Here is a 12,194-nt window from a genome sequence, read left to right on the forward strand (position 1 = left end):
TAAAGTATAAAAATTATCTTTTTCTATAAATATTATTACTTTTTCAGTGGCCTCCGGTAATTCTTCTATAACTTTAAATGATATAGTTTTAGAAAAAGGCTTAAACACTATTGACTATACTTTAACATCATCAAATGGGGATACTTATACAAATACTTTAGAAATATTCTATGACCCTACACCTATTTCTTTTGAAAGTAATTTAATAGACTTAAATGGTGAAATGTCTAATGTAGCCTCTGTAAAACCTGAAATAAAAATAACTGATGCAAACATTTCTGAAGTGAAAGCTATAAATATAAAATATCTATTTAATGGTCAAGTTGAGTCTATAAATTTATCTAAAGAAGAAATTTCAAGTGCTAAATCAGAAGATGGTATAAACTATACTCTAACTTTAGAAAATTCTTTATCAAGAGTTTTTGAAAAGTATTTAAATGAAAATGGTGAACTCATAGATGGTAAGATGGAAAACTTACAAGTTGCTGTATCATCAGACTTCGGTAAAAGAAGAAATATAGAAAATAATACTACTGAAGGGTCTACTTTCTTCCTTGACAGAGTTGCACCTTCAATAAATCTTGCATTATCTAATATAGTTACTGAGAAGCCTGAATTTTTATCAGATAGCTCTTTCTACAATACTGATGGAAATCTTTATATAACTATAAAGCAAGAAGCTATTGAACCATATACTTCTCATATAGTTGCTAAAAATATAACTATCAATGATATTTCATATACAATACCAACGAATACTAAAATAACAACTGATAAAGGTTACCATACATTAATACTTGATACTAAAGCTATGAATATAGATTTATCTGAAAATAAAAAATTCGATGTATCTTTAATGATTGATGACGCTGCTGGAAATAGCTCGGTGCTTAAAACATCTTATAATGTTGATACAGTTCGTCCAACTCATAGTGCTTCTGTTATTAATAAAAATATGACTACACAGAAAACTAATGAAGTTACTCTTGATGATACTTCTGCTCCATTTATAAATACAGATGCTGTTACTTTTGATACAAAGGAACTCAACTTTGAAAGCCAAGTTATTTCAATAACTCGTAACGGGAAAATTGTAGAAAAAATAAATACAAAGGATATTTCAGACTCAAATATTTCTAAACTTTATGAACTTGCACTTGAAGGAACTTATTCATTTAGTGTAGAAACAACTGACAAAGCTGGAAATGTTACTACTGATAACTTTGGAATTAATGTAGATAAATTTGCATCTGAAATTGATATGAATATCTTAAAATCTAATCCTTTATATGTATCTTCTCCAACTTTTAAAGTTGGAATTGATAAATACTCTACTGCAAAAACTGCTAAAGATATAATAGTAAAAGATTCTATGGACTCAACTGATTCTATTACTGCTATAATATCTGAAGTTGGAAATGCTAAAAACACAAGTACACATACTCTTGATAGTCTTAGTGTAGATTCAATAAAAAATATTATATCTAAGCATTCTGAGGGTGATTATAATATAAAACTTGATGTCGAGGATAAAGCTAAAAATATATCTTCTGCTAGTGGTACTTTTGTTATTGATACAAAAAGTCCTATCATAGATATCTCTGCAAAATCAATTAATGCAGTGTCAGCTGGAAATATATCATTTGATGCTGGACATCACAATGTTTCAAGTGTAACTCCTGTAGTTTCCGTTTCAGATATATCAAGTAAACCATCAGATGTGGAGTTTTCACTAAATGGAAAATCAATAAAACCTATAAAGACATCTAGTGATAAATATAAACTTAATTTCACTCTTCCAACTATGAGTAGTGAAGATATTTATAACTTACAAGTTACTGCAAAAGATAGAGCTATAAATTCAGAACTCGATACTAGAAGTACCTCTAATTCTTCTATGGAATTTGCAATTGATAGAACTGCCCCATCAATAAATGTTAGTGCTGGTTCTACAACTCTTAATCAAAATGGTACAAACTATGTAACAGACCATAATTCAAGAATTATAGCAGATATAGAAGATTTTATTTCAGAGAATGAACATCTTAATATATCAACTTCTATAACAAAAAATGGTGGAGGTTCTTCTTCTGATAGTAGTTATTTATTTAATAGTGATGATAGCTATCACCTTAAAATAACTGCAACTGATGAAGCTGGAAATTCTACAACTTTTGAAGCAGATATCATTGTTGATACAGTCTTCCCTGAAATTATTATTGAAGGTGTTAAAGATGGACATTATTATAATACTGATGTTGCATCTTTCTGGAAAATTGATGATGAAGACTCTAATTCATCTATAACCCTAAATGGAAAGCCTTTTGCTGGTGGAACTATAACAGAAGAAGGAGAATATACTCTTGTTATAACTTCTACAGATGAAGCTGGAAATGTATCAAAAATGACTTATAAATTTGTTGTTGATAAAACAGCTCCTGAAATAACTATCGAGGGAATAAAGAGTGATGGTGTCTATACAGAAGGGGTAATTCCTATAATAAAATGGAGTGATACAGATGCTGTGGTAACTGCTCTTCTTAATAATATAGATTATATGGGTGGAGAAATTAATCAAGATGGTATTTATACTCTTGTAGTTAGAGGTGTAGATAAAGCTGGTAACTCAACTGAACTTATCTTCAAATTTAGACTTAATGTTTCAAAACCAATAATTGAATTTGCAAATATTAAAGATAAAGGGATATATGATGAACCTTTAAAGCTTGATATTAAATTTAAAGATACAGTTGACTACTCTATCTTAGTTAACGGAGAAGCATATCATGGTGAAGAATTATATAAAGTTGGTTCTTACAAAGTTGTAGTAACAGCCTTTGATGAAGATAAAAATAAAACTATTGAAGAAATTAACTTTAAAATTGTAGCTAAAGAAGATGGCTCTGCTACTATAAAATCTGAAAATCAGAAAAAAGTAGAACAATCAAAGAAAAATAATGGTGTTATATTTGTTTCAATAGCGGGACTTCTTGGAATATTACTTCTAATAATGCTCCGTAGAAAGAAAAATAACCAATAAAATTTAGGTACTGTAAAATATTTTACAGTACCTTTTTCTATATTAATTTTTCATGCTACATATTTTATAAGCTTTTTATATTTCATAAACTATCCTAACTATTCTACCTAACTTACTTTTCAAGTTCCTTCATATTTATAATCATATCTTCTAAAACGCTTGCAAATGTTTCAAGTCTATCGTTATCTACATTTTTAATAAGTCCACTAAAGAACCTTTCACTTGAAACTTCTAAATCTTCAATAAGCTTATTTGATTTATCACTTATTTTCAGCCTATAAATTCTTTTATCTTTTTTATCTTTCTCAAATTCTAAAATTTCTTTAGCTACAAGCTGATCTATAGTTCTTGAAATCATTCCCTTTGATAATCCTAAATACTCAACTAAATCCTTGGCTGTATTTTTTATAGGATTTCTATTTAAGCACATTATTATCTCTATTTCATTTTCTGATAAATCATATATACTTAAATCTCTTTCTATATAATTTTTATATAACTTTTTTGCTTTTCTAAAAGAAATTATATACTTTGCTCCATGCTCTTTATCCATTTTTGAAAATTTCATAATCGCCCTCCAAATTAGTTTACTTATAAACTAATTATAAATTAATTACTCAAATAAATAAACTAAAACTTTAGTATTACTTTTTATAGTCCCTTCTTTAAGAACTGAACAATAAAATACATTTTCCAAAAGATAACACTCATCTTTTTCTAGAGTACATTCACTAAAACATTTCTTTCTAACTGAATTAACTAAAAGTATAGCAGAACCTATTTTTAGTATAGAACCAAATTTTATGCACCTATCTGTGTCATTAAAGCTAATATTTAAATTAGCTTTAAATTTTTTTGTACAAAGTCCATCTATAAAATCTATTTTTCTATCTATATAAACAGAGATTTCTCTATCTTTTTTACCAGCTTTATCATCATTTTCTAAACCACTTTTTAAAACATTACAATTTTCTAAGCTTATTCTCTCTTTACCTTTACTTACACTAATTTTTTCTAATATCACTAGTTTTCAGTGTCAATTTCAATTATTTTCCCAATGTTCTCTGTTCCATAACCACCAAGAGAGTTAAGTTTAGCTATGAAACTATCAGATGTGATAGCATCAAGAACTGGCTTAATAAACTCATAAGAACTTTTTCTTATAAGGAAATCATATTCTTCATCAGCTATATTAATAAAATCTAAGTCCATTTCTTTAGCTGCAGAGTATACTCCAAGACCAACATCAATCTTATCTGATTTAACTTCAGCTGCCACAGACATATGAGTAAGCATTTCTCTCTCATATCCAACTATATCATCTTTATTTATATTATTTGCTTTTATTAGATAATCAAGAAGAAGTCTAGTTCCAGCTCCTCTTTGTCTATTTACATATGTTATATCATCTCGTACTAAATCATTTATAGAAGTTATATTTTTAGGGTTTCCTTTTTTAACAATAAATCCTTGCTTTCTATTAACTACTTTTATAAGTATCATTGGCTCTTTAAAGTATTTTTTTACATAAGAGATGTTATACTCTCCACTTTCAGCATCTAGAAGATGAATAGGTGCAAGATGACATTCACCTTTTCTAAGAGACATAATTCCACCAAGACTTCCAACATGAGAAGATGTTATACTTATATAATCCCTTAAAACATCCATAAGAATATCATGGCTACCAATTGATATTATATTTTTTTCAATATCAGATACATTCTTAAAAAGTTCAATCTCAACAGTATCGCCCTCATTTAATCCCTCTGATTCTCTTGGTATCTCAATTATTCCATCTGCTTTAAGAAGACTCGTTGTAATTGCAGCACCTCTACTAATAGGTGTAACTATATACTTACCATCAACTACTCCAATATTTGCTCTAACAAGCTCTCTATGTTTAAATGAAGAATAGATTTTTTTTGTAAGCGTAGCCTGAAGTGTATTTCTTTTTTCTGAATCTTTATTAAAATATAAAGCTATTAAAGGAATTAAAAACTCTCTAAAAGCTACATAAGAAGAAACAGGATAACCAGGAACTCCAATTATAGGTTTATTATTTACTATTCCAAGTATAGTAGGTTTCCCAGGTTTTAAAGCAACTCCATGAACTATAACCTCTCCAATTTCTCTTATAATATGAACTGTATAATCCTTACTTCCAGCAGAAGAACCTGCATTAACAAGTATAATATCACTTTCCAAAGATGCTTTTAATATATTTTCTTTTAAAAGCTCATAGTTATCTTCAACAGGTGCAAATACTTTTGAAATAGCACCACATTCCTCAGCAAGTCCTGAAAGCATATAACTATTAGAATCAATTATTTTTCCAAGCTCTGCCTCTTCAAGTGTAGAAACTATTTCGCTTCCTGTAACAATAATAGACGCAGTAGGTTTTTTATAAACTTCTATCTCAAAGTTTCCAGAAGCTGCTAAAGAACCAAGTGCAAATGAGCTTATTTCAAAATTAGATGGAATAACCATTTCTCCTTTAACAATATCTTCTCCAATAGGTCTTATATGTTGCCAAGGTCTAGATGGACTATGTATTTCAATATAATCTCCCATATCAAAAACATCTTCAATCATAATCACACTATCATACTGTGGTAAAATTATATTCCCTGTATTTATATAAACAAAATCTTTATTCTCTACAAGTTTTAATGGGTTTATCTCAGTCGCAGATTTAGTTATAGATGAGTTTATCACTATACCATCCATAGCTGCTAAATGACTTTGTGGTGAAGAAATTTTTGCATAAATAGCATTACTACTAATTCTTCCAAGCCCCTGTCTTAGATTTATTTTTTCTACCATAGGACTTACATTAACTTTTTCTAGATATTCTTTTAATGCTTCCTTATAGTCTTTATTTTCTATATAAATATTTCTCATAATACCAACACCTCTCTAAAGTGGATTCTTGCCAAGAAAATTAATATCAACTAATGTTCCAGCATATTCCCCTTCTTTACTTTCCTTTATTCTTATATATCCTTTTGCTTTTGACATAATACTTATCATTGATGAACGACCAAAAATAGGTACTGCCTTTCCATCTACTATATCAATCATTTGGAATGTATCTTTACCAGCATCTGAATGTAGATTTCTTGTAAGTTCTAATTTATTTTTTAAATCTATAGTCTTTGTATCTGTTAATGAACTAATAAAAGCACTAAGAAGTAAATCACAAGCTAAAGCACATGAAACTGGATTTCCTGGTAGCCCAAAGAATGCTTTACTTTTAATTTCCCCAAAAAGAACTGGTTTTCCTGGTTTCATTCTTATTCCATGGAAGTAAACACTTCCAAGTTCTTTTAAAAGTTTACTCATATAATCCATCTCTCCAACTGAACTACCACCAGACATTATCACAATATCTGCTTTTTTGTAGCTATCACAAATAGCTTCTTTTAAAACTTCATAATTATCTTTTAATATTGATGTAGAAATCACATCATATCCCATCTCAGTTAATTGTGCCTTAAGACAGTGACTATTAATATCTCTTATCTCACTAGCATCTAATATTTTTTTAGAAGCAGGTACAAGTTCATCACCAGTAGATAGAATACTTATAGTAGGCTTTTTATAAACTTCTACTTCAGTAATTCCAAGAGAAGCTAAAAGCCCTATATGAAAAGGTGTTATTCTTGTTCCTTTTTTTATGATTATCTCACCAATAGAAACATCTTCTCCAACTAAAGTTATATTTTCATTAGAATAAACACTCTTATAAACAAGTAGCTCATCATCTGAAATCTTCTCAGTATTTTCAATCATAACAATTGAATCTGCACCATCTGGTATTCTAGCACCTGTTGGGACATAAGCAGCTTCCTCACTTCCTATAATGAAGTTAGGGTTAGTTCCTATATGAACACAGCCAACAATATTAAAAAGTGCTGGTATTGTTTCAGAACATCCATTAGCTTCTTTACTTCTAATTGCATATCCATCCATCCTAGACTTATTAAAAGTTGGCACTGCCTCTGTTGATTTTATATCATTAAAAATAATCCTTCCAAGTGAGTTTTCAAAACCTATAACTTCTTTTAATGGGATATAAGTAGTCGCAAATTTTGAAACACATTCTATAGATTCATCTACTGAAATTGCTTTAAAAAACTCCATTTTACTCATTTACATCAATCCTTTCTTTAGCAGAGTAAATATTAAATCTATCACCTCTAGAAAATCCTATTACAGTCATATTCATTTTTCTAGCAAGCTTTACAGATAAAGAAGTAAGACAAGCTCTGGAAATAGCTACCGATATGCCAGCCTTGCTTATTTTAGAAATCATTTCAGAACTTAATCTTCCTGAAACATAAATAGCAAAATCATCAATAGGTATAGAATTTAAAATTAAATGTCCAACACCTTTATCTATAGCATTATGCCTTCCTATATCTTCTCTAAAAACTTCTAAAGATTTATTTTTTAAAAGCACACTATGAACTCCACCAGTATTCTCAAATAATTTAGAACGAGTGAAGAAATCTTTCATAGTATCCATAATCTCTGACTTACTTATTTTTATATCATTTGTAAAAGTTAACTCATCCATAAAATTCATTGCTTTATAATATAAGCTCCCCTTACTACCAGATGTAATAACTCTATCATGATATAAATCACTAAAATCTATTTCATTTTTAAGTGTTACAGTAGCTATATTATTTTTTTCACTTACAATGGATAAATTCAAAATATCTTCTTTAGACTTAATAAGCCCCTCATTAAATAAAAAACCAACAGTAAGCTCCTCTAAGTAAATAGGTGTGCACATTATAGTTATGTATTCTCTATTATTAACAATGATTGTAAGAGGTGACTCTTCAACAACAGTATCTATCACCTCAACATTTTCATCTCTAAAACATTTTAAAATATTAAATTCTTCAATCATAAAAATCTCCTAACTGATAAAACAAACTTTGCATTATCTTTTGTTTATTAAAATTTAAAAAGCCCTAGAATATATATCTTTTATGTGCGATTTATATCCTAGCGCTTTTAAATCAATCTAATTTCTAGCACTTTAATAATTCATTTTTTAAAAATCATTGCTACTATTATCAGATTAAAACTTATAACACCCTAAATCTTCTCAACTTTTACAGCACAAACTTTTAACTCTGATATATTACAGATAGGGTCTAGTGCAGTATTTGTTAGCGCATTACAATTCCCATTAGCAAAATGGAAAGTCATAAACACAACATCTTCCTGAACTTTATCAGTAAATAAAGCTCTAGTTTCTACAGTACCTCTTCTTGAAGAGATTCTAACTGTTTCACCATTTTTTATTCCAAGCTTCTCTCCACTAAGTGGATGTATTTCTACATAAGAATCTTTAGAAGTTTCATCAAGCCCTTCAACTCTTCCAGTCATAGTTCTTGTATGATAGTGGTATAAGTTTCTTCCATTAGTTAAAATGAATGGATACTCTTCACATGTAACTTCATCTGCCTCCTCATAGTCTTGATAAATTAAACTTCCTATTCCTTTTACAGGTCCATTCTTATGCATGAACTTCGTACCCTTATCATTTTCTGATTTACAAGGCCACTGAATTCCTCTTTTCTCAATTCGCTCATATGTTATTCCAGCATAATTCGGAATAGCTTGTCTTATTTCATTAAATATATCCTCTTCTGAATCAAATCCTTTATGCCCAAAACGTTCCATTAATTCTGAGAATACAGTCCAATCATATTTGCATAAACTTTTCTTAGGCAGGGCTGCTCTAACTCTTTGAACTCTTCTTTCTGTATTAGTAAACGTACCGTTTTTCTCTGCAAATGCAGTAGCAGGTAAAATAACATCAGCATACTCACATGTTTCATTAAAGAATATATCTTGGCACACAATAAACTCTGCTGCCTCAAAACATTCCTTAACATGAGCTGTATGAGGGTCTGATACTACAGGATTCTCACCAAATACATATAAGAATTTAACTTCTTTAGTTTCTAAACCATGTAAAATTTGTGGAAGCATACGACCTCTATTTGGGTTAAGCTTCACATTCCAAAGTTTCTCAAACTTTTCACGTGCCTCTGTAGACGCAGTATCTAAATATCCAGGGTAATACTCAGGAAGACATCCCATATCACAAGAACCCTGAACATTGTTTTGTCCTCTAAGAGGATTTATTCCACAACCTTCTCTTCCTAAATGTCCTGTAACCATAGCGAGGTTAGATACACTCATTACTCCAGAAGTACCTGTTTTAAACTGAGTAATCCCCATAGCATAGTAAATACCTGCTTTATCTCCTTTAGCATATAATCTCGCAGCTGCTTTTATATCCTCAACAGATACTCTGCATATTTCTGCTGCCATCTCAGGTGTAAAGTTTAAAATATTTTCTTTAAGTGTTTCAAAACCTTCAGTATGTGCTTTTATATATTCATTATCACAAAGACCTTCTGTGATAATAACATTTAACATTCCATTAAGAAGCGCAATATTAGTACCAGGTTTAAGTTTTAGATATACATCTGCCATTGTTGCTAGTTCAATCTCTCTAGCATCAGCAACAATTAATTTCGCACCATTTTTTACTGCTTGTTTAATTTTAGATCCTATAACAGGATGATTCTCAGTAGTATTTGAACCAATTACAAAAATTACATCAGAAAGTTGAACCTCTTCAATAGAATTTGTCATAGTTCCACTACCAAGCGTAGTTGCAAGACCTGCAACTGTAGAGCTATGTCACAATCTAGCGCAGTGGTCTACATTATTAGTCTTAAACACACTTCTAAATAATTTTTGAAAAGCATAGTTATCCTCATTTGTACATCTTGCAGAAGCAAGGCCAGCAAAGGCATCACCATCATTTGTTTTCATAACTTCTCTAGCTTTACTTTCAATTAAATCATAAGCTTCTTCCCAAGTAGCCTCAACAAACTCACCATCTTTTTTAATTAATGGTGTTTTTAATCTCTCAGGTCTATTTAAGAATTTATATCCAAACTTACCTTTAACACAAAGCATTCCAGTATTAGGACCATCAAGAACAGGCTCAACACCTACAACTTTTTCTCCTACAACTCTAAGATTTAACTGGCAACCAACACCACAGTATGAACAAGTAGTTTGAACTTTTTTCACATCCCACTCTCTATACTTCTCTTTTTTCTTTTCCATTAATGCGCCAACTGGGCAAACAGATACACAGTTACCACAAGATACACAAGATGTATCAGAAAGTTTTGTATAAGTAGATTCTCCATTAACTTTCTTAAACCCTCTATTTATATCAGTAATAGCTCCTTGTACTTGAAGATTATTGCAAACTCTTGTACATCTCTTACACTCAATACATTTATTCTTATCAAAGTAATAAAACTTATTTGAATAATCAATCTCATACTTATCTTCTTCCTTTAAAGGTCTATAATTCATTCTCTCAACACCATACTCATATGCATAATCTTGAAGCTTACAATTACCAACCTTTTCACAAGTTAAACAATCATCTGGATGTGTTTCAAGTATCTTTTCAATTGCTTTCTTTCTAAAAGCTCTAACCTTCTCTGTATCAGTCCATACAGTCATATCATCATTAACTTTTATACAACAAGATAAAAGTGGATTATCATCTCCCTGAACCATAACAGCACAAAGCTTGCAAGCAGCTGCTGGTTTCATTCTAGGGTCTTCACAAAGTCTAGGTATATCCACACCTATTTTTCTACAGGCATCAATAATAAAAGTTCCTTTTTCAACCTTAACTCTAACACCATCAATAGTAATATTAACCATTTCCATTTATGTATCTTCCTTTCAAAATCGATATTAAGCATATCAACCCCTCATAGGATTAACATGCTTAATACATTTATTTGCTTTAATTAAATATTAATACTACTTAATTATATTTGCAAAGTCAGTCGATAGTAGTGTTTGTCAATAAAAGTGCATGTATTTTAAACAAATACTTGTTTTTTATTTCACAAACTTTTCAACTCTTAAAATAATGTATTAAAAATGAAAACCTCATAAAATTTTACACTATCTGTCTTCTGTGTTACTATAAAATTCGTGTTTTAACTTATAAAAAAATATTAGGAGTTTATATATATGGATTACTTATCAATTTTACTTATCGCTATAGGACTAGCAATGGATGCCTTTGCTGTATCACTCGCAAAAGGTATCTCACTAAAAAAAATAAATTATACGCTAAGTTTTAAAATTTCATTCCTATTTGGATTATTCCAAGGAATTATGACTCTTATAGGTTGGTTTATAGGATCAGATTTATTATTTTACTTCCACAAATATAAAATAATAGTTCTAATAATCCTTGTTGGAATAGGACTTAATATGATAAGAGAATCTTTTAAAAATGAAGAAAGTGATGTAAACTCATTATTTAGCATGAAAGTCTTAATCCCCCTTGCAATTGCAACAAGTATAGATGCACTTGTAACAGGGATATCATTATCATTCCTAAGTATCTCAATAACTGTATCAGTAATACTAATATCAGTAATAACACTTGTACTATGCTTTATAGCAGTAATACTTGGAACAGTTATGGGAAACAAAATAAACAGTAAATTTGCTGAAGTATTTGGTGGAATTATACTTATAGCACTTGGAATATTTTCTTACTTTAAATAACATAACTTTACAAATACATAGTATAATCTTACTTATAAATAAAATTTAAGGTGGTGTTTTTATGAAGAACAAACTTAAAGTTGTTTCAGCTATATTAGAAAATGATAAAAATGAGGTATTATGTGCACTTAGACATAATAATATGAAGATAGGTGGCTTTTGGGAATTTCCAGGTGGAAAAGTTGAAGAAGGTGAAAACTTATCTGAAGCCATAATTCGTGAAATTTCTGAAGAACTTGGATGTAAAATATCTTGTGATGGAATTATATTTAATGATTATACACACGAATATGATGAGTTTATAGTAAATCTTATAACTCTTAAATGTAAGCTTGTATCAGGTACACCAAAAGCTAATGAACATGCTAAACTTATTTGGCTTGATAAAGCTCATTTAAATTCTTTAAATTGGGCTCCTGCTGATATTCCAGCAGCTAATGATTTGATTTTGGAATAATACATAAAGTAAAAGGAATGTGCTTATTTTGCACATTCCTTT

The 12,194-nt window shown here is 29.7% G+C and carries 9 protein-coding genes; 3 read left to right on the top strand and 6 right to left on the bottom strand.

Going from position 1 to position 12,194, the window contains the following annotated elements:
- The first annotated feature begins 46 nt into the window (after positions 1-46).
- Entirely contained in the window at positions 47-3,040 is a 2,994-nt protein-coding gene (locus tag Q0V15_RS08735) for an Ig-like domain repeat protein (protein ID WP_297438065.1), read from the top strand.
- A 112-nt stretch (positions 3,041-3,152) separates the two neighbouring features.
- Here the strand turns inward: Q0V15_RS08735 and Q0V15_RS08740 are convergent, their stop codons facing one another.
- The 6 genes from Q0V15_RS08740 to fdhF all read right to left on the bottom strand — a co-directional run bounded on the left by Q0V15_RS08740 (position 3,153) and on the right by fdhF (position 10,831).
- Positions 3,153-3,608, bottom strand: coding sequence for a MarR family winged helix-turn-helix transcriptional regulator (locus Q0V15_RS08740; protein WP_297438067.1), 456 nt, complete (start codon positions 3,606-3,608; stop codon positions 3,153-3,155).
- A gap of 45 nt (positions 3,609-3,653) precedes the next feature.
- Positions 3,654-4,064: a hypothetical protein gene (locus Q0V15_RS08745; protein WP_297438069.1), complete on the bottom strand. Its 411-nt coding sequence runs from the start codon at positions 4,062-4,064 to the stop codon at positions 3,654-3,656.
- A complete protein-coding gene (locus Q0V15_RS08750; protein WP_297438071.1) occupies positions 4,064-5,944 on the bottom strand; it encodes a molybdopterin biosynthesis protein in 1,881 nt (626 codons plus the stop codon). The genes Q0V15_RS08745 and Q0V15_RS08750 overlap by 1 nt, the downstream gene beginning before the upstream one ends.
- 15 nt (positions 5,945-5,959) lie before the next feature.
- Positions 5,960-7,195, bottom strand: coding sequence for a molybdopterin molybdotransferase MoeA (locus Q0V15_RS08755; RefSeq protein ID WP_297438073.1), 1,236 nt, complete (start codon positions 7,193-7,195; stop codon positions 5,960-5,962).
- The gene (gene fdhD, locus Q0V15_RS08760) at positions 7,188-7,964 is read right to left on the bottom strand and encodes a formate dehydrogenase accessory sulfurtransferase FdhD (RefSeq protein WP_297438075.1); all 777 of its coding nucleotides are present in this window, start codon (positions 7,962-7,964) and stop codon (positions 7,188-7,190) included. The genes Q0V15_RS08755 and fdhD overlap by 8 nt, the downstream gene beginning before the upstream one ends.
- A 191-nt stretch (positions 7,965-8,155) precedes the next feature.
- Positions 8,156-10,831, bottom strand: a complete 2,676-nt coding sequence (gene fdhF / locus Q0V15_RS08765) for a formate dehydrogenase subunit alpha (RefSeq protein ID WP_297438081.1) — start codon at positions 10,829-10,831, stop codon at positions 8,156-8,158.
- A gap of 318 nt (positions 10,832-11,149) precedes the next feature.
- On the opposite strand from fdhF, the gene Q0V15_RS08770 reads away from it, so the two are divergent.
- Positions 11,150-11,695 (top strand): manganese efflux pump, encoded by a 546-nt coding sequence (locus Q0V15_RS08770; RefSeq protein ID WP_297438077.1) that lies wholly within the window; start codon positions 11,150-11,152, stop codon positions 11,693-11,695.
- Between the two features lie 61 nt (positions 11,696-11,756).
- Positions 11,757-12,152, top strand: a complete 396-nt coding sequence (locus Q0V15_RS08775) for a (deoxy)nucleoside triphosphate pyrophosphohydrolase (protein ID WP_297438079.1) — start codon at positions 11,757-11,759, stop codon at positions 12,150-12,152.
- Positions 12,153-12,194: the final 42 nt, after the last annotated feature.

Source organism: uncultured Clostridium sp. (assembly GCF_947036855.1).
Lineage (GTDB): Bacteria > Bacillota > Clostridia > Clostridiales > Clostridiaceae > Sarcina.

Bases quoted from the DNA above. Each gene is read 5' to 3' on its own strand.
- Q0V15_RS08740 (WP_297438067.1), bottom strand. From the start codon at position 3,608: ATGAAATTTTCAAAAATGGATAAAGAGCATGGAGCAAAGTATATAATT.
- Q0V15_RS08775 (WP_297438079.1), top strand. From the start codon at position 11,757: ATGAAGAACAAACTTAAAGTTGTTTCAGCTATATTAGAAAATGATAAA.
- Q0V15_RS08755 (WP_297438073.1), bottom strand. From the start codon at position 7,195: ATGAGTAAAATGGAGTTTTTTAAAGCAATTTCAGTAGATGAATCTATA.
- fdhD (WP_297438075.1), bottom strand. From the start codon at position 7,964: ATGATTGAAGAATTTAATATTTTAAAATGTTTTAGAGATGAAAATGTT.
- Q0V15_RS08770 (WP_297438077.1), top strand. From the start codon at position 11,150: ATGGATTACTTATCAATTTTACTTATCGCTATAGGACTAGCAATGGAT.
- Q0V15_RS08750 (WP_297438071.1), bottom strand. From the start codon at position 5,944: ATGAGAAATATTTATATAGAAAATAAAGACTATAAGGAAGCATTAAAA.